This window comes from Streptomyces toxytricini (assembly GCF_014649915.1).
Taxonomy (GTDB): Bacteria; Actinomycetota; Actinomycetes; order Streptomycetales; family Streptomycetaceae; genus Streptomyces; species Streptomyces toxytricini.
Genome location: NZ_BMTY01000001.1, coordinates 317,500 through 344,417, shown reverse-complemented (window position 1 = coordinate 344,417; position 26,918 = coordinate 317,500). Strand labels below are relative to the sequence as shown.

Genomic DNA, 26,918 nt, shown 5'->3' with positions numbered 1-26,918 from the left:
CGGGGGGACCGGGCCGCACCGCCGGCCGGACGGAAGGGCGGAACACGCATGTCCTGCCTCGACCCCGGTGGCGCCGATCCGCGCCAGAGCCGGGGGCCCCGTACCGGAACCCGAACGCCGCCGCCGAGGCGGTGGCGCGGAACGCTCGGCACCTGGCCGGCCGTGGGGCTCACGCTGGCCGTGCTCGCCGCCGCGAACGTCGCCGCGCATGCGGGGCCCGCGGACACCGCGGTGCGCACGGGGGCGGCCGTCGCCGTCACCGCGCTGCTGCTCGGGGTGCTCCGCTGGGCGGGCGGGACGCGGGCGGACGCGGGCCTGGCGCGCGGCACGCTGGCCCGCGGCGCCCGCTGGGCGCTGGCCCTGATCGGGATCGTCGCCGCCGTGTACCTCGCCGCTGCGCTGCTGCCGGCGGGCCGGACCCTGTTCGAGGACCGGCGGTATGCGGGGATGGACGGCGGGGAGCTGGCGCTGCGGGTCCTCGTGCTGGTGCCCGTCGCCACGGTGCTGGTGGAGGAGACGGCCTTCCGGGGCGTCCTCTACGGCCTGGTGCGGCGGGCCCGCGGGACGGTGTGGGCGACCTGCGTGTCGAGTGTGCTGTTCGGCCTGTGGCACGTGCTGCCCTCTCTGGGCCTGGCATCCGCCAAACCCGCCCTGGGCAGCGTGCTCGGCGGCTCCGGGGCAGGGCCCGCCCTCGCGGTCCTGTCGGCCGTGCTGTTCACCGGGGCGGCGGGCGTGCTGTTCTGCGAGCTGCGGCGGCGCAGCGGCAGCCTGCTGGCCCCGCTGGGCCTGCACTGGGCGGTCAACGCCCTCGGCTACCTGGTCGGCTTCCTGCTGCGCTGACCTCAGCCGTCCGGCCGGACGATGCCGCGGAGGCGGTCGAGGTCCTGCGCCGTGGTGCCCTCCGGCCGCATGACGGCGTTCCACCCGTCGACGTACGCGGTCTTGTACGTGTGGCCGTGGCCGTCCGGGACGCCCGTGGAGAACGGCAGGTCGGCCGTGACCTGCCAGAACGTCACGAAGGGCAGCCAGACCATCTCCTCCAGCACGTCGTCGCCGGGGGCCTGGCCGATCCAGTCGGGTTCGGTGAGGGCCAGCGACGGACTCCACCAGACGATCGGGTCGGAGGGGTTCATCAGGTAGAGCACCCGCGTCCCGTCCCACGGCCGGCCGGCCGGGGCCATGCCTCCGGCCGGGTCGCCGGTGAACCGGACGGTCCGCCCGTCCTTGTAGACGGGCTCGATCTCGGGGCTGGCCGGATCCCGCTGGTCGCTGAACTCGCGGAAGAGGGTGTTGAAGTTGGGAGGGCCGGCGAACAGGGTGCCGGCGGTGCGGTTGCGCAGGTCGTACTCCCCGCTGAAGGCGGTCTCCCCGCCGAACGACCCCAGGCTCTCGCCCGCGACGAACAGCCGCGGCCGCTGCTCCGGCGGCAGCTTCGACCAGACGTCGTAGACGGCGTCGAAGAGCTCCCGGCCGGCCTGGCGCGCCTTGGACTGGTCGACGAGGTAGGACAGCCACGACGGCAGGTACGAGTACTGCATCGCGACGGTCGCCGCGTCGCCGCGGCCGAGGTACTCGAAGGTGTCCACGGCGGCGGGATCGACCCAGCCGCTGCCCGTGGTGGTCATCACGAGTAGGTTCTCGCGCTCGAAGCCGCCGGCCCGGCGCAGGTCGGCGACGGCCTGCTCCGCGCGGCTCTCGGCGTCGTCGGCGGTCGCCAGGCCGGCGTACGCACGGACCGGCTCCCTCGCCTCGCCGCCGGCGAACGCCCCGATCTGCTCGGCGGTCGGCCCGCTGCCGGTGAAGGCCCGGCCTTCCCGGCCGAGGGTCTCCCACGGCACGAGGGAGCCGGGTCCGCCGGAGCGCAGGACCGACGTCGGGCGGCTGACGCCCTCGGGTGTCTCGGTGTCGCGCACCGAGAAGGCCTCGTTCGCCGCGTTCACGAAGCCGCCCAGCAGCAGCCCGCTGAACACCGACCACGCCAGGGCGGCCACCGCCACCCAGCCGACCACCCGCGCCGCGCGCGGGCCGATCCACCGCCCGAGCAGGCGGGCGGCCGCGCGATAGAGGCGGCGGAGCCCGCGCCCGACGGCCAGCAGCACCAGGAAGACGGCGACCGCGACGAACGGGCAGGCGACGGTGGCGGACACGCTGTATTCGGTGACCCCCATGAGCTGCCGGATCCGGTGCTGCCAGGTCTGCCCGAGCCAGAAGGCGAGGCCGAACAGGACGACCGCGCAGACCGCGAAGACGAGCCAGGAGCGGCGCGAGGGGGTCCGCTGGTCCCGGTCGGCGAAGGCCCGCCACACGAAGGCGGCGAGCACCCCGAGCCCGTACCCGATGGCCGCGCTGATGCCGGCGACCACGCCCTGGAGCACGCCCCCGCGGGGAAGCAGTGACGGGGTGAAGGACAGGCAGGCCAGGACGAGCGCGCCCCAGCACCCGGGCAGCGCGGCCCGAAGCGGACGACGGCGCTGCGGTTCGCCCTCCGGCGGGCCCTGCGGCGGGGGCGGAGGCGGGGACGGGGAGGGGTCGGCGGCCGACGGGTCCTGGGTCATGGCATTCCTTCCCGAGCCATGGTCCCGCGCGGCGGCCCGCCCTGCCATCCGGCTGCGGCGGGCGCCCGTACGGGGCCGCAATCCCTCCGCGGGGTGACAGGAACCTGCTCGAGCAAGTTCCAACGCGGCGGCACCCGGCGCTCCGAGCCTGCCGGGCCGCACCCGGAGAACCCCGTGACACGACGGCCGCACCACCCCCCAGAACCCTCCCCGTTCGAACAGGACGGGCGTGTCCCGCACCTCGGCCCGGCGCACCGGCGCCGTGTTGACGCCCGCCCCGCCCCGTGCGGCGCCCGCCGGGCCGCCGGGAGGCCCGCATGACCGCGGACGAGAAGACCGGATCCGGCGCCTCCGGGGTGTCGGACTCGGAGCGGCTCCTCTTCGGCGGTGCGCTCGCCTACGACATCGGCTGGTACCGGCACGAGGGCGCCTGGCTCGGTCTCGGTCTGTGGTCGATGGCCAGGCAGCTGCCCCGCCTGGTCGGCACCGGGCTGCGCCTCGCCCGCCTGGCCGACCCGCGGGCCCTGCCGGTCGTCCTGGCCTCCGAGGCCGGCCGCGGCATCGCTGAGGCGGTCGGCCTCGTCACCGTCAACAGTGTGCTCGGACACGTCCTCGCGGACGGCAGCACCGACGAGCGTTTCACCGGGGCCGTCCCCGCGCTGGAGGCCGTCGCCGCCACGGCGTTCGCCGGCTCCCTCCTGCGCTCGGCCTCCACCGCGGGCCACCAGGGCACTGGAGCCGAAGGTGCAGCGGGTGGCGACCGAGCAGTAATCGGGCGTGGTGCACCGTACGGAGCTCGCGGCGATCGAGGACGACGAGCTCCACCGGCTCCTCGACGCGGCCCGCCACGGCGCCGACTCGACCCGCCGCGTGATCGCTACTGCACCACCACCCTGAACGCCGCGGTGTCGCTGATCGCCGCGGCCGGCGTGCTGACCGTCCTCACCCTGCGCTGCTGCCCCTGCTGGTGCTGATGACCCTGCCCAGCGCGTGGAGTTCGCTGATGACCTCCCGCAAGGAGTACCTGTCTTTCCACGCCTTCGTGCAGCACGCGCGGGCCGGGCTCCTGCTCGGCCGGCTGCTGACCCAGAAGGAGGCCGCGGCGGAGTTCCGCGTCCACGGCATCGGGCCGTTCCTGCTGGGCCACTCCGCACCATGGCCGAGACCAGCGAGCCCGAGCAGACCCGGCTGGCCCGCCGCGCCGCCCGGATCGGGCTCGTCGCGGACGGCGCGGGGGCTTCGCCACCCTGCTCACGTACGGCGCGCCCTCGGCGGGCTGCTGCGGGGCGGGGCCATGGATCCGGCGGTCGCGGGCACGGCCGTCTCGGCCATCCGTACCGGCGGCGCGAGCCTGGACACCCTCGTCCTTCAGATCACCGAGCTGCACCAGAAGTCCCTGTTCGTCGCCGACTTCGAACAGCTGTGCCGGGAGGCGAAGGACCGGCCATTCCGGCGGGCGGTCAGCCGCTGCCCGAGCGGCTGCGCGAAGTCCGCTTCGAGAGCGGCACGTTCCCCAGCCCCGCCGGCGCGGCTGCCCTGCCGGAACCGACGCTGCGCGACGTCAGCCTGTCCTTCCCGGCCGGGAAGATCACCTCGCTGGTGGGCGAGACCGGCTCAGGCAAGTCCACCCTCGTCAAACTCCTGGCCGGCCTGTACGCGCCGGACGAGGGCGGCGGCATGATCTGGCGGGACGGCGTCGACTCCCGCACCGCGGGTTGCGACCAGCTCTTCGACCGCGTCGCCCTGATGTCCCGCCAAGTACCGGCGGGCGGAGATCCTGATCGTGGACGAACCCACCAGTGCCCTGTTACGCGGTCGCGGAACAGGGCGTCTTCGACCGGATCAGGTCCCTCGCGGCGACGACCGGCCGGATGATCGCCCTGATCACCCATCGCCTGCACTCGGTACGCCACGCCGACCTGATCCACGTCCTGAAGGACCGCCGCGTGGCCGAATCGGGCACCTTCACGGAGCTCATGGACGACAAGACCGCCACCGGAGACTTCCGCAACGCCTACCTCACCCAGGCCGCCGCCTTCGAAGCCATCGTGCCACCCAACCCACCAGCCAGAACGCCGGATAGCGGCCGACGATCAAGGCCGAAGGCGGCGGAAGGCCGAGGGGCAATAGTCAACCTCCGCGCCGGGTAATCATGCTGCGATAGGTGAAGAGAAATAGCCACAAATCTATCGAATCGCGCAAATCAGACAGCAGGACCTTGAGCCAATGACGTCAATATCCTTTGCCTGCGGCTGCAGGGCAATGAAAAAATCCCTCCCGTTCCCGCATGGGGAACCAGGGAGGGAATACAATGAAAACACCCAAGCAATATGCTGCTCTCGTCATGGCGAGTGCATCCATTGCAGCTCTTGGCCTGGCGACGCCGGCAATGGCGGACGCGCCGACGACCGACAGCGCTCGCGGAGTCACTGTCACCGTACACCACCGCGGGGACGGTTTTCAGCCGCCCGCGGAGCTGGGGAACCCTTCCGAATGGGGTGTGGTGACGTTCAGCATGAGCCCGGCGACGGGCTCCCTCGGCCCGCAGGACGGCTCCTGCACCAATCCCTCCAGCGGTGGCACCTGGTGCTACGGCACGCAGACGAGAGAGGTCAGCCCGGGGGTATTCAACAAGTACTGCTACTCGAATTACATCCACTGGACGAAGGGACACTCGTCCACTGTGAAGATCGCCAACAGTACGCGCCGTGCTTGGGCCGCAGCAGGCGGCACCTCCAACGCCAACCTCACAGCGGGCATTGCCTACAGTTGTTCCGCTTACTACAGCGTCGACTAAGACCTGATCACCGCGTCTGGCGCAACTCTCCGCAAGGTGCGGTAGGTTACCGAGCCGCTCTGGGGCTGCGCGGCCTTCGGCGCCTTGGAGCGGCAACACCTCAACTCGGACTTGCCCACTGAACGGGGAAGAAAAATCACCCGCATCACACGCCGTAGCGTAGCGCCGGTCGCCGTGTCTCTCGGAACAGGCTTGGCACTCGGCCTGGTGGGACCCCTTGCCGGAAAATGGGACCATTCCGTTTTAGCCGCCACGAGTATTATCTTTTCCAGCGGCTGGCCGTGGGCTTGCTACGCGCTGCTGGTGGGCTCTTTCCGTCGGCGCAAAACGGAGTCGGCACTGCTGGCGTCCGTCGGGCTGGCCATCGGCGTGGTCGCGTACTACCTCTTCAAGGACATGTACCCCGCCATTCCGGCCGGAACGACACTTGCCACTTCTGTTCCAGCCGGGATGGGGGTCGAATCCTCCGGACCCGAGGGGCAGATCCTCGTGTGGGGAACAGCCGCCTTCGTTTTCGGAGCACCCTTGGGACTCATCGGGAACGTCGCACGGACTCCCGGTGTGGGCGGCCTTCTGTTCCGCCTGCTCGTGCCGCTCATCGCCTTCTTCGAGGCGACTCAACGGTTGCGCGTAGAAGCGGACTCGCAGGGTCCCCTTTTCGCCTTGACTTGGAACACAACCCGCGTCGCCGCATGCGTCGTCGCCCTGGCTCTCGTGGGACACACTGTGTGGCGCTGGCGCGTTCGGCACAGCCGAGCTTCCGGGCAGACGGAAGCTGCAGCGCCTGCCCAACGCCTGTGACTCCTGGTCCGCCCTGACGGCGGAGCCCCCACAGTGCAGACAGCCCCGCCTGCACTGAGGGCAGGGCTCGGTTCACGTGGTGAACGCTTACGTGACCGTCGCATCCTCCCCCGCCCAAAGGCCTCGCGGTGACTGACGAAGGCTCCCTGTCACATCCTCAAGGGCCCACTGGTGAGAGGCCAAGCCCGGTACACGGTACCGGTCGACGTCCACCTAATCCTGCGCCGCGCAGGCGACGAAGGCACAGAGGTCCTGCTGCCGCAGCGGGCCGGCCTGGACGCATACCGCGCCGGCCTGCCAGCCGCCGTGCACTTCCAGGAGCCGGGCGACTCCGTCGCGCACACGTCGGCCGGCCCCGCCCGCCCCCGCCTCGTGCCGGGCCCGCCAGCCGGCGGGCCGGAACTGCCGCGCGTGCTGCGGGTTCACCGAGCGGGCCGTCGGCCGGATCGCGCAGGCGGTGGAGGTGCCCTGGGTACGCACCGGGAGCCGCGTGTGGCGGCTGACCGGGCCCGGCGGCGGGACCTGGTTCCTGAAGCGACACCGCGGACCGAAGTCCAACGACCGGGGGGGGTGGCCGCGTACCGGACGTGGGTTCCGGCGCGCGGCCCGAGCGCACCCCGCCTCGTCGTTGCGGACACCACGGCGCAGCCGGTGGTCGTCAGCGCCCTGACGGGACGGCCCCTGCACGGCATGGCCCTCGCCCCGGCCGCGGAGGCCCTCGTCCGGCACGCCCTGGGCCGCCTCGCGCGCACCCTGCACACGTCAGCTCCCGAGCAGCCGGCCGGCACCGGGTCGCCCGCAGGCAAGCTGCAACGCCACCTGAAGGCGGCCCGTCCGCACCTCGCCGCAGCCGAGGAGGAGCTGATCCCGGCGCTCGCCCGCACGTACGCGGACCTTCCGCAGCCCGCCCTCGTACCCACTCACGGGGACCTCCAGGACCGCAACGTCTCGCTCACGGACGCCGGCGAGCCGCGACTGTTCGACTTCGAGCGCTCGGGTTCGCCCCGGCCACCCGGGACATGGTGCACCTGAGCGACACCTGGACCGGCCGCCCGGACCTCCGCGCCGCGTTCCTCGGCGGGTATGGCCGCCCTCTCAGCCCGGCCGAGGAACTCCGCTTGGCATGCGCGTCCACCTTCGACGCCGTCTCGGGCATCGCCTACGGCTCGAGCCACACCGACCCCGAGGTAACGGAACCCGCCCTCCGCACCCTGCACCACCTGCGCACCAACCGCCCTCCGTAGGAGCCCGCTTGTCCGCCCCTCACACAGAACGGGCTCCCATGACCGCACCGGGCATCCTCGCGTCCTACGCGGACCCCGACAACGAATCCCTCGTCGCTCGAGGAGTGCTCGCGCGCCACGCAGCCGCAGGCGCACGCACCGCCGTCGTCACAGCCACCTGGTCCCCGGCCAGCCACCGCGCCGGCGAGCCGCGCATGCTCGGCTACGCCGACCTCCGGGTCCCCGACTCCGCGCCGGGACAGCCGCGGTTCTGCGACGCCCCGCTGGAGGAATCCGTGCGGCGCGTCGTCTCCCGCATCCGGGCCTTCCGCCCGGACGTCATCGTCACGCACGACGCGTACGGGTCCTCCGGACACCCCGACCACCATCACACCCACCGCGTCACCCTGCCGGCTGCACGCGCAGCCGGCCTCGACGGTCTGTATCCCCAGACGGGGCCGGCGCGGCAGCCCTGCGCCCTCTACTCTCGGCACATCCGCGGAGGGCGAGCGGTGCCCTGGCCGATCTGCTGTCCGGAGCGGGCAAGCTCCTGCACAGCGTGCCGACGGCCGGGTCACGGCCCGGGTGGACGTGCGATCCTGGCTGGACCGGAAGTGGGCCGCGATCCGGGCGCACCGCTCCGAAACGGTGCGTGCCCGCTCGCTGCCGGCCCTGCTCAGCGGGATCCCGCGGCGGGAGCGCGAGGCGGTGCCGGGCACCGAGTGGTTCATCCGCCACGACCTGGACGCCGTACACAGGGGCCTCCGCGAGCTCGTGCCGTAGCGGGACCGCTCTGCCGGCGGCAGAGGTGGCCGCCGCCCTATTGCCGGCGTCTGCCGGTGAAGTGGGTGGCGGCCGTGGCCGCGGTCAGGAGGAGCGCGGAGAGGGCCGACATGGCGCCGGCGGGCGCGAGGAGCGGAGCGGCGTCGGAGGTGGTGGCCATCAAGGTGAACAGGCCGTTGACCGGGGGCAGGCCCTTCGTGAAGAGGGCAACCATCAGCAGCGCCAGGGCGGCGACCACGGCATGGCCCTGACGTGTGAAGACCTGGCGGGAGCACAGCACGCCGATGGCGGTGCCGGTGAGGGCACAGGCGAGTTGGGCCTCGATGCCCAGGAGGAGGTCGGCCGCGGTGACCGCGTGGTCGCCCAGCCACAGTGGGAAGGCCAGCCCGACGACCATCAGGGCGAGACAGCTCAGCAGGACGGTGCCGATCGCCGCGAGCAGGACCCTGAGCGGCCGCCCGCCCGCGGTGACGACGGTGATCGCCCGCTGCGGCGGCTCGTCCAGACTCACCACGGCCATGGCCAGCCAGGTCGAGCAGACGAACATCGCGCCGGCGGAGGAGGCGTAGGCGGCCGGCAGCGGGCCGTTGCCGTTGGCGGTCAGGACGCCCATCAGGCCCATGAACAGCAGGAGCGGGGCGACGTAGCGCTGCGTGTGCAGCATGGTGGCGAAGGTGTAGCGGATGAGCGCGATCACCGCGGGTCTCCGCTCGTCGCGGCGTTCGGCATGCCCGCTACCCGCTCGACGGACCAGCCGTGCCGGAGCGCCGTGAGCAGCAGGGCGTCGGCGGACTCGCGCGCCACGTGCAGCCTGACCGCCGCGGCGTCCCGGTCCACCGTCCGCACTCCCTCCAGTTCCTCCCACACCAGGTCCTGCGGTGCACGCCCGCCTCCTGGTGCGGTCAGGACGATGTCGGACGCGGGCACCCACCCGGAGTCCGGAGCCGGCAGCGACACTCGGCCCCCGCTGACCGTGTAGGTCCGGGTCGCGCCGGCTCGGGTGACCGACTCGCGGTGGTCGGTGAACACCACGGTGCCGCCGGACGCCGCGACCTCGGTCATGATCTCGGCGAGCACGCCGTGCGCGTCGGCATCCAGCCCGGACCACGGCTCGTCGAGGACCAGCAGCCCGGGCTCCACGAGGAGGGCTTGGGCCAGCGCGACCTTCTGCGCGTTGCCCTTCGACAGGCTCCGCAGCGGGACCTGCCTGCCGCCCACCAGGACGAGGCGGTCGAGCAGCATTCCGGCCCGGGCCGCCGCAACGGAGGTGGTCAGGCCGCGGATGCGGCCCATGTGCGTCAGGTACGCCGCGGCCGACATGCGTTCGTTCGGGGAGAACCGGTCCGGCACGTAGCCGACGACGGGTGGCCGCGCGGCCACCGTGCCGCGGGTCGGCCGGGACAGTCCGACAGCGATCCGCAGCAGCGTCGACTTCCCCGACCCGTTGCCTCCGGTGAAGGCCACGACCTCACCGGGCTGCGCTTCCACGTCCACGTCCCGCAGAACCCACCGGCCCCGGCCGTACCGCTTGCCCACCGCCTCAAGCCGCAACAACAGCCCTCCCCCGCCCCGTACAACGCCCGCCCACCTCCCGCACGTTACCCGGCCGGACCATGCCGGGAGTCAGCCGCCGACGGGTGGGACGGTCATCGGCCAGGGCTCGTGGGCGCGTCTTCCCGGGTGCCGAGCGCGTTGAGCGGGGGCTGGATGTCCGCCGGGGCCACCGTCTGCGTGTAGCGCCCTGTAGGGGTGTTCACGCCCCGACCCTTGGTCCGGCGCTGGTGGTAGGCCCGCGTCACCACCGCGACAGGCGGTCCCCAGGCGGGGACGGGGCGTCCCGTGCCACACGGGACGCCCGCAACGCGGCGAAGCCGCGCGACAAGGCGCACATCGCGGCCGTCCACGACGTGGTGGTCGAGGAGGGTACTCCGTGGATCGTGATGCGTCTCGTGGAGGGGTGCTCCCTGAGCGAGTACCTGCGGGTGGAGGGCAGGATGCCGGCCGCGCGCGTGGCGAAGGCGGCCACCGCACTGCTCAAGGCCCTCGAGGCGGCCCATGCGGCCGGGCGACGCCCGGATCGCCCTCGACTCCGAAAAGCGGCGGGAGAGGAGACGCCCCACCGAGGCCGGCGGCTCCTTCGCCGAGGCCGCCGCCTCCGTCCCGCCCGAGCGCGTGGTGGCCGGCTCGCCCCACTCCTGCGGGGAGTGGGGCGCGTCCGGCAGGCCGGCGGGCGGTCTCAGGCGATGTGTGCGCGCGGGCCGGCGATCGCTTCGGGCCGTAGGAGGGCGGCAAGTGTCTCGGCCGGGAGCAGTCCCTTGTCCAGGACGAGTTCGGCCACCCCGCGGCCGGTGGCGAGTGCCTCCTTGGCGATGTCGGTGGCGGCGGTGTACCCGATGTGCGGGTTCAGGGCGGTCACCAGGCCGATCGAGTTCTCGACGGTCGCGCGCAGCGCCTCGGTGTTGGCCGTGATGCCGGCCACGCAGCGCTCCGCGAGGGTGAGGCAGGCCGCGCGGAGATGGGTGACGGACTCCGACAGGGAGTGGAGGATGACCGGCTCGAAGGCGTTGAGCTGGAGCTGTCCCGCCTCCGCGGCCATGGTGACGGCGACGTCGTTGCCGATCACCTCGAAGGCCACCTGGTTGACGACCTCGGGAATCACCGGGTTGACCTTGCCCGGCATGATGCTCGATCCGGCCTGCACCGGCGGCAGGTTGATCTCGCCGAGGCCTGCGCGCGGGCCTGAGGAGAGCAGGCGCAGGTCGTTGCACGTCTTGGACAGCTTGACGGCGATCCGCTTGAGCACGCCCGACATCTGGACGAACGCGCCGCAGTCCTGCGTGGCCTCGACCAGGTTGGCCGCGGTGACCAGGGGCAGGCCCGTGATGCCGGCGAGGTGGCGGCGGGCCGTTTCGGCGTATCCGGCGGGGGCGTTGAGGCCGGTGCCGATCGCGGTCGCGCCGAGGTTGATCTCGTGGATCAGCTGCACGGCTTCCGCGAGCCGGCTGCGGTCCTCGTCGAGCATGACGGCGAAGGCGGAGAACTCCTGCCCCAGCGTCATCGGCACGGCGTCCTGGAGCTGGGTGCGTCCCATCTTCAGGACGTCGCGGAACTCGACGGCCTTGCGGGTGAAGGCCTCCTGAAGGACGGCCATGGCGTCGAGCAGGCCGTGCACCGCGAAGACGGTGGCGATCCGGACGGCGGTCGGGTAGACGTCGTTGGTCGACTGGCTGAGGTTGACGTCCTCGTTGGGGTGCAGGTGCTCGTATGCGCCCTTGGTGTGGCCGAGCAGTTCCAGGGCCCGGTTGGCGACGACCTCATTGGCGTTCATGTTCGTCGAGGTGCCGGCGCCGCCCTGGATGACGTCGACGACGAACTGGTCGTGCAGCTTCCCGCCGCGGATCTCCTGGCAGGCGGCGACGATCGCGGCGGCCTTGGAGGCCTCCAGCAGGCCGAGCTCCTCGTTGGCCAGGGCGGCGGCCTCCTTGACGGCGGCGAGGGCGTCGATGAGGTGCGGGTAGGTGGATATGGGGGTGCCGGTGATGGGGAAGTTCTCGGTGGCGCGCAGGGTGTGGACGCCCCAGTAGGCGTCCGCGGGAACGTCGCGGTCTCCGAGCAGGTCGTGTTCCCTGCGGGTGGCGGCGGTCATGGGTGTGCGGGTCCTCTTCCTGAGGTGGTGGCCGGATTCCGGCGGTCTGTGCGGTCAGGCGGGTGCGGGGGCGGCTGCCGGGGCCAGTTCCGGCACCGGCCGGATGGCACCGAGCAGCCGGCCGCCGCCGGTGACGGGTTGCTCCGTGAACCGGGCGAGCAGTCGCGGGTCGGCTCCCGCCACGGCCAGGGCTGCGGCCGTCACGGGGATGCGCGCGCGGTCCGCCCCGTCGGCGATCTTCACGGCCACGGCCCGGCCGTCGGGGAGAGCGGCGACCTGGACGCCCTCGAAGCCGTCCTTGGCGAGCAGCCCGGGCACGGCGCGCATGAGGTCGGCGACGTCCCGGCCGGTGCCGGAGGCCATCTCGGGGTGGCTGCGCAGGGCATCCGCCACCCTGTGCTCGGCCGTGCCCGGCGCCGCGGTGGCGATGCGGGCGGCGGCGCGGGCCAAGCCGTGCAGGGAGACCGAGAACAGCGGGGCGCCGCAGCCGTCGACGGTGACGTTCGCGGTGCGCTGGCCGGTGAGCTCCTCGACGACCTCGGCGATCGTCCTCTGGAGCGGGTGGGCGGGGTCGAGGTAGGTCTCCAGGGGCCAGCCGGCCAGGACGCAGGTGTACAGCATCGCGGCGTGCTTGCCGGAGCAGTTCTGGGCGAGACGGGAAGGGGGGCGCCCCTGCCGCGTCCAGGTGTCCCGAACGGCCGGATCGCCAGGAAGGTCCGGGACGTTGCCCAGGTCCTCCTCGGTGGCGCCGGCCAGCGCCAGGATCCGCCGGACCCCGGCGAGGTGGCGTTCCTCGCCGGAGTGGCTGCCCATGGCGAGGGAGAGCAGGGCGCCGTCGAGGGGCAGGCCGGCCCGCACCATGGCGGCCGCCTGGACGGGCTTGAGGGCCGAGCGGGGGTAGCAGGCCGCCTCGGTGTCGCCGAGGGCGAAGCGGACCTCGCCGTCCCGGCCGAGGACGACGAGCGAGCCGTAATGGATGCCCTCGATGACGCCGCCTCGGGTGACGTGGGCGACGGGTGCGTGCAGGGGCTCCCGGATGCCGGGCGCGTCCACGAGGGGTGCGCTGCGCATCAGTGCCTCCTTCGAGTGTGTGCTGGTTCGAGCCGATGGGGGCTTGTGTCGGTGGCGGTGCGCCGGCTGCGCGGATCGTGCAGCGGACGCCGTCCGGGTCAGCTGCTGCTCTTGGCGGCGGCGCGTGCCCGGCGGCCGCGGATCGCGTACCAGCCGGCCACGAGCGTTCCGGCGATCAGCGGCACGCACAGCACGGTGGTGCGTCCCGCCCCGCCGTCGGCGTACATCAGGACCAGGACGGAGGCGAGGAAGGCCAGGGTGATGATCTGGGTCCACGGAGAGCCGGGCAGACGGTAGACAGGACGGGTGAGTTCGCCGTCACGGGTCTTCCGCCAGAAGAGCAGGTGGCAGACCATGATCATGCCCCAGGTGGAGAGGATGCCGAGGGCGGCGAGGTTGAGGACGATCTCGAACGCGTCGTCGGGCACCACGAAGTTGAGGCCGACTCCGAGGACGCACACGCCGCTGGTGAGCAGGATGCCGCCGTAGGGCACCTGGGTGCGGCTCATGCGGGCGGTGAAGCGGGGGGCGGAGCCGTTGGCGGCCATCGAGCGCAGGATGCGGCCGGTGGAGTAGAGGCCGGAGTTGAGCGAGGACATGGCCGCGGTGAGGACGACGAGGTTCATCACGCCGCCGGCGGCGGGGACGCCGATGTGGGAGAGCACGGTCACGAACGGGCTCTGGTCGGCGCTGTAGCCGTTCCACGGCATCAGCATCGACAACAGCACGACCGAGCCCACGTAGAAGAGGCCCACGCGCCACATGATCGAGTTGATCGCCTTGGGCATGATCTTCTCGGGGTTCTCGGTCTCGCCGGCCGTGACGCCGACCAGCTCCACGGAGGCGTAGGCGAAGACGACGCCCTGGACGATCAGCAGCATGGGCAGCAGGCCGTTGGGAAAGATCCCGCCGTTGTCGGTGATCAGGGAGGGTCCCGGTACGGCGCCGTCGACGGGGTGGCGGGTGACCAGGAGGAAGATTCCGAGGGCCATGAACACCACGAGGGCGCCGACCTTGACGATGGCGAACCAGAACTCCAGTTCTCCGAAGATCCTCACGGAGATGAGGTTCACGGCGAGGACGACGGTCAGGGCCTTGAGGGCGATCACCCACTGCGGGACGTCGGAGAACAGACCCCAGTAGTGGGTGTACACGGCCACGGCCGTGATGTCGGCGATTCCGGTGGTGGCCCAGTTGAGGAAGTACATCCAGCCTGCGGTGTAGGCGCCCTTCTCGCCCAGGAACTCGCGGGCGTAGGACACGAAGGCGCCGGACGACGGCCGGTACAGGACGAGCTCGCCGAGCGCCCGCACGACGAGGAACGCGAAGATGCCGCAGACGGCGTAGGCGATGAACAGCGAGGGCCCGGCCTCGGCGAGCCGGCCGCCCGCACCGAGGAAGAGCCCGGTGCCGATGGCACCGCCGATGGCGATCATGTTGACGTGCCGGGGCTGCAGCGACTTGCTGTAGCCGGCGTCGACGTGACGGGGGGCGGGGCGCCTTCCGTCTTCGAGGAACTGCTCGCTCACGCCTCGGGTCCGCCTTCCGTGGGGCTGTCCGTGCGCTTGGGGTGCACGATGTCGGTCAGGGTCGTCTCGACCCTGTGGAGGTGGTGGGACATGGCCTCGACCGCGTCCGGTTCGCAACCGTCGATCAGCGCCTCGTAGATCGCCCGGTGCTCGCAGTTGGACTGCTCGCGGCGGCCGCCCAGCTCGTTGAGGAAGGTCGACTGGCGCGCCAGTGCGTCGCGGATCTCCTCGATGACGCGGCGGAAGACCGGGTTGCGGGAGGCCTCGGCGACCGCAAGGTGGAAGACGGTGTCGAGGGCCACCCATGCCGTGGTGTCGGTCTCCTGCTCCATCCGGTCCAGCAGGTGGGCCAGGTGGTCCAGGTCTTCCGGTGTGCGGCGCAGCGCGGCGTACCCGGCGACCGGGATCTCGACGTGTCGGCGTACCTCGAGCAGGTCGCTGGCGGCGTAGTCGCCGAAGGTCGGGTCCTCGACCGTGTTCGCCACGACGAAGGTTCCCTTGCCCGTCTTCGAGACGGTCAGGCCCATGGCCTGCAAGGCGCGGAGCGCCTCGCGCAGAACGGGCCGGCTCACCTCGAGAGTGCGGCACAGCTCGGCTTCGGAGGGGAGCTTGTCCCCCACTGCATACTCACCGCGCTCGATGGCGGTGCGCAGGTGGCCGAACACCGCTTCCATCGCGCTCACGCGCCGCGGCATCCCACCACCTGTCTGGCTGTCTGACAGGTTCACGGCCTGATCTTGGGGGCTGCCGAGCAGGGCTGTCAAGAGTCGCCGGGAACCCGGCGAGAGAGGCTTCCCGCATCCCGGGAGGTCTGCTCGTCGCCCAGGCGGGCGCGCCAGTCGCCGACGAGGTCCGCGGAGGTGGAGGCCAGGCGGGCTATCTCTTCGTCGCTGCGCCCGTCGGCCCACGCCAGGATCCGGGTCACGGTGCGGTTGCGTGCGGCCCGGAACTCCCTGAGGACGTTCTCCAGGCGTTCGACCTCCTCGCCTTCGCGGACGAGCTGCCGGTCGACGGCCTCCCGTTCCTCGGCGCGCAGCGTCCGCAGGTGGGCGGGCAGTCCCATCAGAGCCAGCCCCTCCTCCTGCGCGGCGCTGTGGAATCCTTCGGCCAGCAGGGACAGGACGCAGTCCGGCACGTCGGCGAGGGTGGCCCCGAGGGGTTTGGCCGCCTCCCAGGCGCTCCTGCCGGCCTCCGTCGTCTCAAGCCACGTGCGGGCGTCCGTCGGGGTACGGCCACCGCAGGCTCGCGCGCGGTGGGCGTACAGGGCGGCACGGTGGCCGTAGAAGGTGAAACCGTCCTCGATCTGCCGACCGGCGGCGAGGCAGACACGTCCCGGGACGCCGCCGTAGCCCGAGTCGGGCCGGTAGTCAGCAAAGGCGTCGAGCTCCGCGTCGGTGGCCACCGCCCAGGCGGGGTCGCACAGGTCGGGGTTGCTCTCGAGGAAGGCGCCGACCTCGACCCGCCACGGGGGGACGGGAGCCGTACGGAGCCTGGGCCAGTCGACCGCTCCGGAAACCTGGAAGGTGTGGGTGGCGACCCGCTCGATGTCTTCCCATGCGGTGGCCGCTTCGGCGGACCACTCCAGCTCTTCGTCCGGCCCCGTCCGGTGGATCGAGTCGACGAGCCGCTGAACGGCCGGCAGGACGCGCAGTGCGAGCGCATGCAACTCCCGGGCGGTGAAGAAGCGCCAGGAGCAGCCGCGCTGCTCGTCGTGTGTCATGTGGCTCAGGAGCTGCACCAGCACCCCGGGGGCCGGCAGCATGCCGTCGCCCAGGGCCTTGCGCGGTACACCCGGAAGCCTGCCTTCCACGTCTTCGCGCGGAGCCCGCCAGTCGACATCCCCGAACCAGACCGCGCCGGTGCAGGCGTCGACGGCCAGCCATTGCTGGTACCCCACTCCGGGGCCGTACCGCTGTTCCTGCTGCTCGGCACCCCTGTCGTGCCAGACGTACTCGGCTGGGGGCGGATTCAGTTCGGCGGCCAAGAAGCCGTCCTCGGGGCGGTAGCCCGTGAGGATGAAGGCCGCTCTCGGGGCTTCGGCAGTGCTCATGAGGGGTTTCCTCTCGGTGGAACAACAACCTCCGCAACCGTAGTGCGCTTGTCAGCCAATAGTTCAACATTCAGCCATTTGACCGCCTCGACAACCCGGGAGGCCAGCCCACCGGCTTCTGTGGCAGATGGAGGTCTACGCGCGTTCGCCACGGGTGCCAGGTTGTCTTGTTTTACATGCCTGGCACGGCTGTCGGGGCCTGACGTGCGCTCGGCCCGGGACTCGCGCCGGTTCCCGCGTGCGCCATGGCGTTCCTCCGGTGGGTGGCCTCGGGATCACTGGTGACGGCGACGGGACCAGCGGCGGATCTCGTCGGTTCCCCAGACCAGCGGCGGGAAGGCGGCGATGAGGAGGACGACGTCCAGAGGGAGGGCCGCGGTGCCGAAAAGGTGCTGGAGCGGCGGCACGTAGACGAGGGCGGCAGTAAAGGCGAGTTCGAACGCGATGCCCGCCAGCAGCAGGGGGTTGGTGAAGAGGCCGATGTCGCGCAGGGCGGCGTGGTCGGTGCGGGCCGCGATCGCGGTGCCGACCTGGCAGGTGACGATGCCCGCGAAGGTTGCCGTGGTGGCGGTGAGGTAGGCGTCGTGGAGCGGTGTGCCCGGCCCGGTCGGTTCTCCGGGCTGCCAGCCCGCACGCCAGAGGACGTAGAAGAACGCGGTCATGACCAAGACGGCGGAGACGGTGCCGAGCCAGCCCCAACTGCGGATCAGCATGTCTTTGTTGATCACGCCTTGGGTGCTGGGCCGGGGCGGGCGGTTCATGACGCCCGGTTCGGCGCGTTCGCGCCCGAGGGCGAGGGCGGGGAGGGTCTCGGTGCCGAGGTCGATGGCGAGGATCTGGAGCACGGTCAAGGGCAGGGGTACGGCCCCGCCGGAGAGGGCGAAGACGAGGAAGGGGACGACCTCCGGGGTGAGGTGGGCGAAGATGTAGACGATGAACTTGCGGACGTTGTCGTAGACCCGGCGCCCGGATTCGATCGCCGTGACGATGGTGGCGAAGTTGTCGTCCGTCAGGACCATGGTCGATGCCTCGCGGGCCACGTCCGTGCCCGAGCGTCCCATGGCCACGCCGATGTGGGCGCGGTGCAGGGCGGGAGCATCGTTCACGCCGTCGCCGGTCATGGCCACGATCTGTCCGCGGCTCCGCAACGCGTCGGCCACCTTCAGCTTGGTCTCGGGTGAGGAACGCGCGAAGACGATGCGTTCCACGGCATCGCCACCCTGACCGGCCAGGTGAGAGACGAGGACCGGATCCCCCTCGCCGAACGCCTCACCCGATCCGTCGAGGGAATCGTCGACGTCCACTGCCGCCTGCAGGCAGCACCCTCCAAATGAACTCGGCGGACGGCCACGGCCGATCACCTGCGTGAGAGTCCCCGGCGAAGAGGAAGGTCAGCGAACCCTTCCCCTGGGCTTGAGGTGGGTGGGGGGCAGCTCCGGGGCCGGGATCGGAGGGCCGTCGTAGCCCTTCACCTCGCCGAAGCGCGTCCCGTTCATCCAGTCCTCGCGGGCCTGGGCGATGTCCTCGTGGGAGCGGCCGATCCAGTTCCAGAACATCACGATCTCCTCCTCGAACGGTTCGCCGCCCAGGAGCATCAGGCCGGCGTCCGACGTGGCGCGGAGGGGGAGTTCCGTGCGGCCGCAGCCGAGGTAGAGCATCGAACCGGGCAGGAGCGGGACGCCGTCGGCGTGGGCTTCGCCCGACATCGACAGGACCGCGTACTCGAAGTCCGGCTCCAGCGGCAGCTTCGCGTCGGTGCCCTCCGCGAGGGCGATGTCCGCGCCGACGATCGGGCTGTACGCCGTCCCGGGCGAGGTCGCCGTGTCCAGGGTGCCCAGGATGACCGTGGCGTCCACCCCGGACGCGGTCACGCGCGGGAGGGCCGCGTGGTGCTGGAAGTGCGGCTCGACGTGGCGGTGGGCGTCGGGGAGGGCCACCCACAGCTGGGCGCCGTGCAGGAGGCGGCCGTGGTCGCGGGGGCTCTCCTCGGAGTGGCTGATGCCGCGGCCGGAGGTCATCAGGCCGAGCTCGCGCGGGCGGATCGTCTGCAGGCTGCCCGTGCTGTCGCGGTGCAGGACCTCGCCGTCGTGCAGCCAGCTCACGGTCTGGAGCCCCGTGTGCGGGTGGGGCGCGACCTGCATGCCGGGCTCGCCGGCGATGTCGTCGGGGCCGTAGTGGTCGACGAAGCACCAGGCGCCCACCATGCGGCGGCCCAGGTTCGGCAGGAGGCGGCGGACCTCGGAGGACTCGCCCAGCTTGACCGTCCGGGGGCTGAGGAGCTCACGGACCGGTTCGGCCACGACGAAGCCGCGGCCGCCGCAGGCGGAGAGGGCCGGCTGGCGCTCGAGATTGCTCATGCCCCCAACTTAGTACCGGCGGCCCCGCCACACCCCATGGAATGCACGGGTCCGACCCTGCGTTGGAGGGGGCGTCGGAAGCATCCGGACAGCGGAAGGGACGCGATGGACGCGCGCAGCACGTACTTCGAGCACGGGACGGCGGCCGAGCGCTGGGCGCGCGCCCGGCTCTTCTTCGACGCGAAGGAGTACGGGCCGGCCGTGGAGATCCTGGAGGGGCTGGCCGGCGAGGCGCCCGAGCAGCTCGCGCCGCGGCTGCTGCTGGCCCGCGCGTACTACCACTCCGCCCGGCTGGCCCGCGCCGAGGGGGAGCTCCGCGCCATCCTGGAGCGCTGGCCGGTGGAGGACTACGCCCGGCTGCTGCTCGGCCGCACCCTTCAGCGGCAGGGCCGCACCGCCGAGGCGGCGCCCCACCTGCGGCTCGCCGCGGCCATGGCCGGCGAGTTCCCCGAATAGCCCGCGGCCGCCCGCGGGCGGCCGGCTCGCCGGTGCGGGGCGGGGCGGCGAGCTCGGATAGCCTGGGGGCACGATGAACCGCCTGACCACGCCTTTCGGCTCCCACGAGCTCACCCGCTTCCCCGAGGACCCGCGCGACCGGCTCCGTGCCTGGGACGCCGCCGACGAGTACCTGCTGCGCCACCTGCACGCCGGCACCGGCGAGCGCGGCCCGGTGGACCTGCCCGCCGCCGCCGGGCGGATCACCGTCTTCGGGGACCGGTGGGGTGCGCTGGCGACGGCCCTGGCCGCGCACCGGCCGGTGCAGATCACCGACTCCTACCTGACCCGGGCGGCCACCGAGGCCAACCTGCGGCGGGCCGGCGTGCCCGAGGGCGCGGTGACGCTGCTGACCACGCAGGACGCCCCGCCGGAGCGGATCGACGTCCTGCTGGTACGGGTGCCGAAGAGCCTGGCGCTGCTGGAGGACCAGCTGCTGCGCCTGGCGCCGCACGTCCACGCGGGCACCGTCGTCGTCGGCGCCGGCATGGTCAAGGAGATCCACACCTCCACCCTGAACCTCTTCGAGCGGATCCTCGGCCCGACGCGCACCTCCCTCGCGGAGAAGAAGGCCCGGCTGATCTTCTGTACGCCGGACCTCGCGGCCGGTGGGCAGACCGCCTCGGGTGACGACTCGCAGTGGCCGGTCACGTACACGCTGGACGGGGACGCCGGCTCGGGCGCCGGCCTGGCGGCCGTCAACCACGCGGGGATCTTCTGCGCGGACCGGCTCGACATCGGCACCCGCTTCTTCCTGCAGAGCATCCCGAACAACACCGCCGGCGCCCGCGTCGTCGACCTGGGCTGCGGCAACGGCATCGTCGGCACGGCGGTCGCCGTCGCCGACCCGGACGCGGAGGTCGTCTTCGCGGACGAGTCGTACCAGGCGGTCGCCTCCGCCCGCGCCACGTACGAGGCCAACGTGCCCGGCGGATCCCGCCGCGGGCGGGCCGAGTTCCTCGTCGGCGACGGGCTGGCGATGCTGCCCGCCGCCTCCGTGGACCTCGTCCTCAGCAATCCGCCGTTCCACTCGCACCAGGCGACGACGGACGCGACCGCGCTGCGGATGTTCGCGCAGTCGCGGCGCGCGCTGCGCCCGGGCGGCGAGCTGTGGATCGTCGCCAACCGGCACCTCGGCTACCACACGCACCTGCGCCGCCTCTTCGGCAACAGCGAAGTCGTCGCGAGCGAACCGCGGTTCGTGGTGCTGCGCGCGGTGAAGCGGGAGAAGCGTCCGCGCCCCATGTGACCTGCCGGTACGTCCTAGACTCGCCGCGTGAGCAGCCTGGTGCGGGACGAAGCGGACGAGGACGGCACGACCGGGGGCGGCGTGCCCGGCGGCGGTACGAGCGGTGCGGGTGGTACGGGCGGGGCGGCCTGCGGGCGGTACCGCCGGGAGGACCTGGCGCGGGCGGCCGGCGTGAAGGAGCGCAACCTGCGCTACTACCAGGAGCGCGGCCTGCTGCCCCCGCCGCGCCGCGAGGGCCGGATCGGCTGGTACTCGGAGGAGCACCTGGTGCGGCTGCGGCTGATCAGCGACCTGCTGGGGCGCGGCTACACCGTCAACGGCATCGGGGAGCTGCTGCGGGCCTGGGAGGACGGCGGCGGGCTGCCCCAACTGCTGGGGCTGGAACGGGCGATGGTCCGGGACTGGGTGCAGGAGGAGCCGGTCACCATGAGCACGGCCGAGCTCGTCGAGCTGTTCGGCCCGGCGGCGACGGCGGAGGACACCCGGCGTGCGGCCCGGCTGGGCTACGTGAGCATCGACGGCGATCTGGTCACCCACCGCAACCGCCGGCTGCTGGAGGCGACGCTCGCGCTGGTGCGCCAGGGGGTTCCGCTGGCGGAGATCCTGGACGCGGCCGATCTGCTGCAGGCGCAGGCGGCCGCGCTCGCCGACCGGTTCGTCGGACTGTTCCGCCGGCACGTGATCGGTCCGGAGGGCCTGGAGCGCCTTTCGGCCAGTCAACTGGATCACATCGCCGGCGCGGCCGCGGATCTGCGCCCGGTCGCGGGCGAGGTCGTGGCTGCGGAGTTCGCCCGGGCGATGGCCGTGCGGATGGAGGCCGAGGTCGCGGAACTCCTGGGGCGGGAGCGGTAGTCGGGGCGGGACCGACGAGTAGGACTCGGCCGGAAAGGTACGCTCGAGCAACCTTGCCAACCCCCATTGGCACTCTTACATTCAACTCGTCGGTAACAACGGTGCACTTCCGAAGACAAGGGACGATCTCATGACGGACTCCCCGCACTTACCGGACGCAGCCGAGCCGCCCGGCAGAGACGCCGCGGACCGGCCGGAACCGGGCACCGGCTCCGTCCGCTGGCGCCGCTTCGCCGTCCTCACCATCCCCGCCGTCGCCGTCACCGCAGGCCTCGGCATCGCCCTCGCCCAGGGTGCGCTCGCCGCCTCCTTCGCCGTCTCGGGGCAGCAGTTCAAGGTCTCCGCGACCAGCCTGGAAGGCGAGGGCTTCGCCCAGTACGGCGGCATCGACACCAACGCCCGCCAAGAGCTGATCCCCGTGGCGGTCACCGCCATCAGGGAGGCCAAGCTCAACAACCTCTGCCAGTCGGTGGTCACCACGCTCCCCATGGTGGGCGACATCTCGCTGAACCTCACCGCCGGCAAGAAGACGCCCGTCGAGGCATCGAACCTCTTCGTCGACGCCACCCAGCTCTCCGGCAACGCCGTCTTCACCAACATCGAGATCGGACGCGACGCCTCCACCCTCGACAAGGGTCCCGCCGAGGCCGTCGGCATGCAGGACCTGTTCGCCCAGCAGGCGGACACCGTCCGCATCACCGATCTCCAGCAGACCGCCTGGGCCACCAACGCCGGCACCTTCAAGCTCTCCGGCCTCAGCATGAACATCAGCAAGGGCAAGAAGGAATGCTTCTGAACCGCTGGCGGCGGTGGCGGCGCAGCAGGCCGTTCTGGGGAGGGCTCCTGGCCGTCCTCGCCGGAGCCGAGATCTGCGCCCTGCCGCTGGCACCGCTGAAGGTCATGCTCCAGCAGGGCGTCGCGGGCATCCCCTCCGTCCTGATGGGCGCCGTCATGATCGTGCTCGGCCTCACGGCATGGTTCGCGCCCGCGCAGCGCGGCCTGGCCGGGGTGCTGACCACGCTCGTGGCGACGGCCGCGCTGGTGCTGTCCAACCTCGGCGGGTTCCTGATCGGCACGCTGCTCGGCATCCTCGGCGGCGGGCTGATGTTCGCCTGGCAGCCGCACGCCGCCCCGGCCGTTCCGGTGCGCCCCTCCCCCACGGACGCCTCGGACGCCACAGGCACCACAGGCACCGCAGACGCAACGCCCGCACTGCCGCACGACACCGCCCCCTCCCGCTCCACACGGCACCACGATCCCCAAGGAGCACAGCCATGAGCCGTACGCGTACCGCGGCCGCCCTCGGGCTGGCGGCCGCCGGCGTCCTGTCGGTGGCCTCCGCCACCTCCACCGCCTCCGCCTCCGCCGCCCCTTCGCCCCGGTCGGCCGCCGCCGGGTCGACCACCGTCACCCCTGCGGGGCACGCCTTCACGGCCGCCCTCAGTGGCAAGGCCACCCTGAAGGCCGGGTCGGTGACCGTCACCTGCTCGGTCTCCGTCGCCACCGGCACCGTCCCCGCCGCCCCCGGCAATCACAACCCCGCCGGGCCGGTCTCCTCGCCGATCACCCCGCCGACGTACAGCTCGTGCACCGCGAGCATCCCCGGCGTCACCCCGACGGTCACGACCAGCGGCGCCTGGTCCGTCTCGATGCAGCACGGCTCGCCGATCACCGCCGTCATGACGGTGCCGGCGGGCGGCCTGGTCCTGAAGACGACGGGGCTCGCCAACTGCACCGTCACCACCGCGCCCTCCGGTCCGGCGAACGTCAGCGGCACCTGGACCAACGGCGCCCCGCCCAGCCTGACCTTCACCAACGCGACCGTCCCCGTGAGCGTCACCGGCGGGTTCGGCTGCCCGACGAGCGCGACCACCTCCACATTCAACGCGGTGTACAAGGTCACCGACACCACGGACCCCGCGCAGCAGATCACCGTCGCCCCCTGACGGACCGGCCGGGCCCGCCGCGCCACGGACCGCACCGCGGTTCCGCGGCGCGGCGGTACCGCTTCCGGTCAGCCGCCCGGGCCCCGGTACGCCTCCAGCAGCCGCAGCCACACCTCGCTGATCGTCGGGAAGGCGGGGACGGCATGCCACAGCCGGGCGATCGGGACCTCCCCGGCGACCGCGATCGTCGCCGCGTGCACCAGCTCGGCCGCGCCCGGCCCGACGAACGTCGCCCCGAGCAGCACCTCCCGGTCCAGGTCGACCACCATGCGCGCCCGCCCGCGGTAGCCGTCCGCGTACAGGCCTGCGCCGGAGACCGCCCCCAGGTCGTGGTCCACGGCCCGGGCCCGGTGCCCGGCCCGCTCGGCCTCCTCCAGGGTCAGGCCCACCGCCGCGGCCTCCGGGTCGGTGAAGACCGCCTGCGGCAGGGCCCTCGTGTCGGCGGTCGCCGCGTACGCACTCCACGGCTCGGCAGCGGCGTCCCCGCCCGGCCCGGCGGCGCGGGCCGCGATCGCGGCGCCCACGACCCTCGCCTGGTACTTGCCCTGATGGGTCAGGAGTGCCCGGTGGTTGACGTCGCCGACCGCGTAGAGCCAGTCGTGCCCCGGCACGCGCAGCCCGTCGTCCACGGCGATCCAGTCGCCCGGCTCCAGGCCGACGCTCTCCAGCCCGATGTCCTCGGTCCGCGGCGCCCGCCCGGTCGCCATCAGCACCTCGTCCCCCTCCAGGATCTCGCCGCCCTCCAGCACCACCCGTACGGGCCCGTCCGCGTCCTCCCGCACGACCGCTTCGACGGACACCCCGGTACGGACCACGGCACCGGCCTCCCGCAGCGCCTCGGCGACCAGCTCGCCCGCGAAGGGCTCCATGCGCGGCAGCAACCGCTCGCCCCGCGCCAGCACCGTGACCTGCGAGCCCAGTGCCTGCCAGGCGGTGGCCATCTCGGCCGCGACGACGGAGCCGCCCACGACGAGCAGCCGGGGCGGCACCCGGTGCGCGGACGTCGCCTCGCGGCTGGTCCACGGCCGGGCGCCCGCGATCCCGGGCAGCGGGGGCACGACGGCGCGCGAGCCGGTGGCGACGACCACCGCGTGCCGGGCGGCGAGGAGGATGTGCTCGCCCTCGGGCCCCTCGACGGCGACCCGGCGCTCCCCGGCGAGCCGGCCGTGGCCGCGGTACACGTGCGCGCCGATGGACGCCAGCCAGTCGAGCTGGCCGCCGTCCTTCCAGCCGCCGGTCCAGTAGTCGCGGTGGTCGAAGACGGCCCGCACGTCCAACGGTCCGCCGACGGCGCCCGCGAGGCCCGGCACCCGCCGCGCGTCGGCCCTCGCCAGCACCGGGCGCAGCAGCGCCTTGCTGGGGATGCAGGCCCAGTACGAGCATTCGCCGCCGACGAGTTCGGCTTCGACCAGGGCTGTGCTCAGCCCGGCGGCGCGGGTCCGGTCGACGACGTTCTCACCGGCCGGACCGCCGCCCAGGACCACGACGTCGTACTCCACCGCTTGCGTCACGCGCGCCTCCAGGAGATCCGGGGGCACGGCGGGACGAGGAGGCCGGGACGAGGAGGGTCAGCCCGGGGCCAGGGGCCCCGCCGGGCCCTGCGTCCCCGCCACCTTAGCCACGCTCCTCCCCAGCGGCGGCGATCTTGGCGCGGACCTCGTCCATGTCGAGGGCGCGGGCCTGCGTGATGAGGTCGGTCAGGGCGGCCTCCGGCAGGGCGCCGGGCTGGGCGAACACCGCCACCTGGTCCCGGACGATCATCAGGGTGGGGATGGAGGTGATCCCGAAGGCCGCGGCGAGCTCCTGCTGCGCCTCGGTGTCGACCTTGCCGAAGACGAGGTCGGGGTTGTCCTCGGCGGCCTTCTCGTACACCGGGGCGAACTGCAGGCACGGCCGGCACCAGCCGGCCCAGAAGTCGATGAGCACGAACGGGTTGTCGCTGACCGTCCGGTCGAAGTTTTCCTTGGTGAGCTCGACAGTGGCCACGGCTTTCGAACCTCCTGGTTGGGGCGTACCCCGTGAACGACGGACCACCCCCCGGAATTCCGCACGGCCGGCGCGGCAACGGAAACCGCTAGAACGGGTGACCGGCCGGAGTGGACCGCAGCGTGGTCCAGCGCAGCTCCGTGAAGGCGTCCAGGTTGGCCTCGCCGCCGAAGCGGACGCCGGTGCCGGAGGCGCCGACCCCGCCGAACGGTGCGACCGCCTCGTCGTTGACGGTCTGGTCGTTGACGTGCGCGATGCCGGTCGGAATCCGCCCCGCGAGCTCCAGCCCGCGCGCCGCGTCCCGGGTGACTATGCCGAGGGACAACCCGTACGGGCCCTGCGAGGCCAGCGCGACGGCCTCGTCCTCGGTGGTGAACGACCGCACCGGCGCGACGGGCCCGAACACCTCCTCCGCGTACGCGGGGGTGTCGTCCTCGACCCCGGCGAGCACGGTCGGCCGGTAGAACAGGTCCCGGTGCGTGCCCCCGGCGACGAGCTTGGCGCCCTGCCCCGTGCTGGCCTCGACCAGCCCGTGGACCCGGTCGAGCTGCGTGCGGTCGATGAGCGGCCCCAAGTGGACCTGCTCCCGGTACGGGTCCCCCACCGCCAGCGCCTCGGCCTTGGCGGCGAGCCGCTCCACGTACTCGTCGTACAGCGAGGCGTGGACGAGGTGCCGGCCGGCGGTCATGCAGATCTGGCCCTGGTGGAAGAAGGAGCCCCAGGAGGCCTGCGCGACGGCGGCTTCGACGTCGGCGTCGCGCAGCACGACGAGCGCCGAGTTGCCGCCGAGCTCCAGGTGCATCCGCTTCAGGTGGCGCCCGCCCAGCTCTCCGACGGCCCGCCCGGAGGCGGTCGACCCGGTGAACGACACGACGCGCACCAGCGGGTCCGCGACGACCGCCGCCCCGGTGTCGGCGCCGCCGGGCAGCACCTGGAGCAGGCCCGCGGGCAGTCCGGCCGCCGCGAACACCGCGGCCAGGGCGAGCCCGCCGCACACGGCGGTGCGCAGGTCCGGCTTGAGCAGGACGGCGTTGCCCAGCGCGAGCGCCGGGGCCACCGAGCGGATCGACAGGATCAGCGGCGCGTTGAACGGTGCGACCACGCCCACCACACCGGCCGGGACGCGGCGGGTGAAGGACAGCCGGGGCGCCTCGCTCGGCAACACCTGCCCGGCGGGTCGCGAAGCCAGCGCGGCGGCCTCGTGGCACTCCTGGGCGGCGACGTGCAGCTCGAAGTCGGCCTTGCCGGGTATGGAGCCGGACTCCCGCACCAGCCACTCGCGCAGCTCGTCGGCGTGGGCGGCGAACAGCTCCCCGGCCCGGCGCAGCACGGCGGCGCGCTCCACGTGTGTGGCCCGCGCCCACTCCTGCTGGGCGGCCCGGGCGCGTGCGGCTGCCTCGGCGACGTCGGCGGGGGCGGCCAGGCGGACGGTGGCCAGGGTGTGGCCGGTGGCGGGCTCGACGACCGGCGCGGTACCGCCGGTGAGGGTCGGTCCGTCCTGCCACGAGGTCGGGTCGAGGAGCGGCATGGCGCGGGCCTCCGAAGGGGGTTCGGCGGAGCGGGGGGCGGCGGCACGCG

Annotated in this window: 27 protein-coding genes and 2 pseudogenes; 15 read left to right on the top strand and 14 right to left on the bottom strand. The window is 72.7% G+C overall.

The window, feature by feature from the left end; translation table 11 throughout:
- Positions 1-162 precede the first annotated feature (162 nt).
- On the top strand, positions 163-840 hold the full coding sequence (locus IE170_RS01450) for a CPBP family intramembrane glutamic endopeptidase (protein WP_229884543.1): 678 nt from the start codon (positions 163-165) through the stop codon (positions 838-840).
- A gap of 2 nt (positions 841-842) precedes the next feature.
- On the opposite strand, the gene IE170_RS01445 is transcribed toward IE170_RS01450, so the two are convergent.
- Complete coding sequence (locus tag IE170_RS01445) at positions 843-2,555, bottom strand: alpha/beta hydrolase (RefSeq protein ID WP_189807433.1); 1,713 nt, start codon at positions 2,553-2,555, stop codon at positions 843-845.
- A gap of 317 nt (positions 2,556-2,872) precedes the next feature.
- On the opposite strand from IE170_RS01445, the pseudogene IE170_RS33435 reads away from it, so the two are divergent.
- From IE170_RS33435 to IE170_RS01430, 3 genes and pseudogenes are all read left to right on the top strand, one after another.
- Positions 2,873-4,705, top strand: a pseudogene (locus IE170_RS33435) (ATP-binding cassette domain-containing protein).
- A 161-nt stretch (positions 4,706-4,866) separates the two neighbouring features.
- Positions 4,867-5,352 carry a lactococcin 972 family bacteriocin gene (locus IE170_RS01435; RefSeq protein WP_189807432.1) on the top strand — a complete coding sequence of 162 codons (486 nt, stop codon included), beginning with the start codon at positions 4,867-4,869 and terminating at the stop codon, positions 5,350-5,352.
- 192 nt (positions 5,353-5,544) lie between these two features.
- Positions 5,545-6,153 carry a hypothetical protein gene (locus IE170_RS01430; protein WP_223855776.1) on the top strand — a complete coding sequence of 203 codons (609 nt, stop codon included), beginning with the start codon at positions 5,545-5,547 and terminating at the stop codon, positions 6,151-6,153.
- Positions 6,154-6,366: 213 nt separating this feature from the next.
- Here the strand turns inward: IE170_RS01430 and IE170_RS01425 are convergent, their stop codons facing one another.
- Positions 6,367-6,633, bottom strand: a complete 267-nt coding sequence (locus tag IE170_RS01425; protein ID WP_189807430.1) for a hypothetical protein — start codon at positions 6,631-6,633, stop codon at positions 6,367-6,369.
- Positions 6,634-6,723: 90 nt separating this feature from the next.
- Between IE170_RS01425 and IE170_RS01420 the strand changes: the two genes are divergently transcribed.
- The 4 genes and pseudogenes from IE170_RS01420 (at position 6,724) to IE170_RS33320 (ending at position 8,159) form a co-directional block, all read left to right on the top strand.
- A complete protein-coding gene (locus IE170_RS01420) occupies positions 6,724-7,185 on the top strand; it encodes a phosphotransferase family protein (protein ID WP_189807429.1) in 462 nt (153 codons plus the stop codon).
- Between the two features lie 86 nt (positions 7,186-7,271).
- Positions 7,272-7,397, top strand: coding sequence for a hypothetical protein (locus tag IE170_RS33110; RefSeq protein ID WP_263406960.1), 126 nt, complete (start codon positions 7,272-7,274; stop codon positions 7,395-7,397).
- Positions 7,398-7,435: 38 nt separating this feature from the next.
- Positions 7,436-7,732 (top strand): annotated as a pseudogene (locus IE170_RS33325) (PIG-L deacetylase family protein); the annotation flags it as partial.
- A gap of 229 nt (positions 7,733-7,961) precedes the next feature.
- A complete protein-coding gene (locus IE170_RS33320; RefSeq protein WP_308428350.1) occupies positions 7,962-8,159 on the top strand; it encodes a hypothetical protein in 198 nt (65 codons plus the stop codon).
- 37 nt (positions 8,160-8,196) lie between these two features.
- Here the strand turns inward: IE170_RS33320 and IE170_RS01410 are convergent, their stop codons facing one another.
- From IE170_RS01410 to IE170_RS01375, 8 genes are all read right to left on the bottom strand, one after another.
- Positions 8,197-8,856 carry a hypothetical protein gene (locus tag IE170_RS01410; RefSeq protein WP_189807428.1) on the bottom strand — a complete coding sequence of 220 codons (660 nt, stop codon included), beginning with the start codon at positions 8,854-8,856 and terminating at the stop codon, positions 8,197-8,199.
- Positions 8,853-9,710, bottom strand: a complete 858-nt coding sequence (locus IE170_RS01405) for an ATP-binding cassette domain-containing protein (RefSeq protein WP_189807595.1) — start codon at positions 9,708-9,710, stop codon at positions 8,853-8,855. Before IE170_RS01405 ends, IE170_RS01410 begins: the two co-directional genes overlap by 4 nt.
- Before the next feature lie 685 nt (positions 9,711-10,395).
- The gene (gene aspA / locus IE170_RS01400) at positions 10,396-11,805 is read right to left on the bottom strand and encodes an aspartate ammonia-lyase (protein ID WP_189807427.1); all 1,410 of its coding nucleotides are present in this window, start codon (positions 11,803-11,805) and stop codon (positions 10,396-10,398) included.
- Positions 11,806-11,859: 54 nt separating this feature from the next.
- Complete coding sequence (locus IE170_RS01395; protein WP_189807426.1) at positions 11,860-12,876, bottom strand: asparaginase; 1,017 nt, start codon at positions 12,874-12,876, stop codon at positions 11,860-11,862.
- A 98-nt stretch (positions 12,877-12,974) separates the two neighbouring features.
- Positions 12,975-14,405 carry an amino acid permease gene (locus IE170_RS01390; protein ID WP_189807425.1) on the bottom strand — a complete coding sequence of 477 codons (1,431 nt, stop codon included), beginning with the start codon at positions 14,403-14,405 and terminating at the stop codon, positions 12,975-12,977.
- On the bottom strand, positions 14,402-15,079 hold the full coding sequence (locus IE170_RS01385) for a FadR/GntR family transcriptional regulator (protein WP_189807594.1): 678 nt from the start codon (positions 15,077-15,079) through the stop codon (positions 14,402-14,404). The genes IE170_RS01390 and IE170_RS01385 overlap by 4 nt, the downstream gene beginning before the upstream one ends.
- An 86-nt stretch (positions 15,080-15,165) precedes the next feature.
- Entirely contained in the window at positions 15,166-16,455 is a 1,290-nt protein-coding gene (locus IE170_RS01380) for a hypothetical protein (RefSeq protein ID WP_189807424.1), read from the bottom strand.
- Between the two features lie 275 nt (positions 16,456-16,730).
- Positions 16,731-17,663, bottom strand: a complete 933-nt coding sequence (locus IE170_RS01375) for an HAD-IC family P-type ATPase (RefSeq protein WP_229884541.1) — start codon at positions 17,661-17,663, stop codon at positions 16,731-16,733.
- A 24-nt stretch (positions 17,664-17,687) separates the two neighbouring features.
- Between IE170_RS01375 and IE170_RS01370 the strand changes: the two genes are divergently transcribed.
- Positions 17,688-17,789, top strand: coding sequence for a hypothetical protein (locus tag IE170_RS01370; protein WP_308428347.1), 102 nt, complete (start codon positions 17,688-17,690; stop codon positions 17,787-17,789).
- A gap of 57 nt (positions 17,790-17,846) precedes the next feature.
- Here the strand turns inward: IE170_RS01370 and IE170_RS01365 are convergent, their stop codons facing one another.
- On the bottom strand, positions 17,847-18,812 hold the full coding sequence (locus IE170_RS01365) for a pirin family protein (RefSeq protein ID WP_189807423.1): 966 nt from the start codon (positions 18,810-18,812) through the stop codon (positions 17,847-17,849).
- A gap of 105 nt (positions 18,813-18,917) precedes the next feature.
- On the opposite strand from IE170_RS01365, the gene IE170_RS01360 reads away from it, so the two are divergent.
- The 6 genes from IE170_RS01360 (at position 18,918) to IE170_RS01335 (ending at position 23,354) form a co-directional block, all read left to right on the top strand.
- Positions 18,918-19,268 carry a tetratricopeptide repeat protein gene (locus tag IE170_RS01360; protein ID WP_189807422.1) on the top strand — a complete coding sequence of 117 codons (351 nt, stop codon included), beginning with the start codon at positions 18,918-18,920 and terminating at the stop codon, positions 19,266-19,268.
- A gap of 73 nt (positions 19,269-19,341) precedes the next feature.
- A complete protein-coding gene (locus IE170_RS01355) occupies positions 19,342-20,556 on the top strand; it encodes a methyltransferase (protein WP_189807421.1) in 1,215 nt (404 codons plus the stop codon).
- A 27-nt stretch (positions 20,557-20,583) separates the two neighbouring features.
- Complete coding sequence (locus IE170_RS33105; protein WP_268255630.1) at positions 20,584-21,408, top strand: MerR family transcriptional regulator; 825 nt, start codon at positions 20,584-20,586, stop codon at positions 21,406-21,408.
- A gap of 130 nt (positions 21,409-21,538) precedes the next feature.
- A complete protein-coding gene (locus tag IE170_RS01345; RefSeq protein WP_189807420.1) occupies positions 21,539-22,204 on the top strand; it encodes a DUF6230 family protein in 666 nt (221 codons plus the stop codon).
- The gene (locus tag IE170_RS01340; protein ID WP_223855777.1) at positions 22,195-22,686 is read left to right on the top strand and encodes a DUF6114 domain-containing protein; all 492 of its coding nucleotides are present in this window, start codon (positions 22,195-22,197) and stop codon (positions 22,684-22,686) included. The genes IE170_RS01345 and IE170_RS01340 overlap by 10 nt, the downstream gene beginning before the upstream one ends.
- Entirely contained in the window at positions 22,683-23,354 is a 672-nt protein-coding gene (locus IE170_RS01335; protein ID WP_189807419.1) for a hypothetical protein, read from the top strand. The genes IE170_RS01340 and IE170_RS01335 overlap by 4 nt, the downstream gene beginning before the upstream one ends.
- A gap of 68 nt (positions 23,355-23,422) precedes the next feature.
- On the opposite strand, the gene IE170_RS01330 is transcribed toward IE170_RS01335, so the two are convergent.
- From IE170_RS01330 to IE170_RS01320, 3 genes are all read right to left on the bottom strand, one after another.
- On the bottom strand, positions 23,423-24,865 hold the full coding sequence (locus IE170_RS01330; protein ID WP_189807418.1) for a dihydrolipoyl dehydrogenase family protein: 1,443 nt from the start codon (positions 24,863-24,865) through the stop codon (positions 23,423-23,425).
- Between the two features lie 103 nt (positions 24,866-24,968).
- Positions 24,969-25,340 carry a thioredoxin family protein gene (locus tag IE170_RS01325; RefSeq protein WP_189807417.1) on the bottom strand — a complete coding sequence of 124 codons (372 nt, stop codon included), beginning with the start codon at positions 25,338-25,340 and terminating at the stop codon, positions 24,969-24,971.
- An 88-nt stretch (positions 25,341-25,428) separates the two neighbouring features.
- Positions 25,429-26,868 (bottom strand): aldehyde dehydrogenase family protein, encoded by a 1,440-nt coding sequence (locus tag IE170_RS01320; RefSeq protein WP_189807591.1) that lies wholly within the window; start codon positions 26,866-26,868, stop codon positions 25,429-25,431.
- Between the last annotated feature and the right edge of the window lie 50 nt (positions 26,869-26,918).

Coding starts and splice junctions, on each gene's coding strand:
- IE170_RS01445 (WP_189807433.1), bottom strand. CDS start 2,555: ATGACCCAGGACCCGTCGGCCGCCGACCCCTCCCCGTCCCCGCCTCCG.
- IE170_RS01435 (WP_189807432.1), top strand. CDS start 4,867: ATGAAAACACCCAAGCAATATGCTGCTCTCGTCATGGCGAGTGCATCC.
- aspA (WP_189807427.1), bottom strand. CDS start 11,805: ATGACCGCCGCCACCCGCAGGGAACACGACCTGCTCGGAGACCGCGAC.
- IE170_RS01395 (WP_189807426.1), bottom strand. CDS start 12,876: ATGCGCAGCGCACCCCTCGTGGACGCGCCCGGCATCCGGGAGCCCCTG.
- IE170_RS01385 (WP_189807594.1), bottom strand. CDS start 15,079: ATGGAAGCGGTGTTCGGCCACCTGCGCACCGCCATCGAGCGCGGTGAG.
- IE170_RS01380 (WP_189807424.1), bottom strand. CDS start 16,455: ATGAGCACTGCCGAAGCCCCGAGAGCGGCCTTCATCCTCACGGGCTAC.
- IE170_RS01365 (WP_189807423.1), bottom strand. CDS start 18,812: ATGAGCAATCTCGAGCGCCAGCCGGCCCTCTCCGCCTGCGGCGGCCGC.
- IE170_RS01360 (WP_189807422.1), top strand. CDS start 18,918: ATGGACGCGCGCAGCACGTACTTCGAGCACGGGACGGCGGCCGAGCGC.
- IE170_RS01355 (WP_189807421.1), top strand. CDS start 19,342: ATGAACCGCCTGACCACGCCTTTCGGCTCCCACGAGCTCACCCGCTTC.
- IE170_RS01345 (WP_189807420.1), top strand. CDS start 21,539: ATGACGGACTCCCCGCACTTACCGGACGCAGCCGAGCCGCCCGGCAGA.
- IE170_RS01340 (WP_223855777.1), top strand. CDS start 22,195: ATGCTTCTGAACCGCTGGCGGCGGTGGCGGCGCAGCAGGCCGTTCTGG.
- IE170_RS01335 (WP_189807419.1), top strand. CDS start 22,683: ATGAGCCGTACGCGTACCGCGGCCGCCCTCGGGCTGGCGGCCGCCGGC.
- IE170_RS01320 (WP_189807591.1), bottom strand. CDS start 26,868: ATGCCGCTCCTCGACCCGACCTCGTGGCAGGACGGACCGACCCTCACC.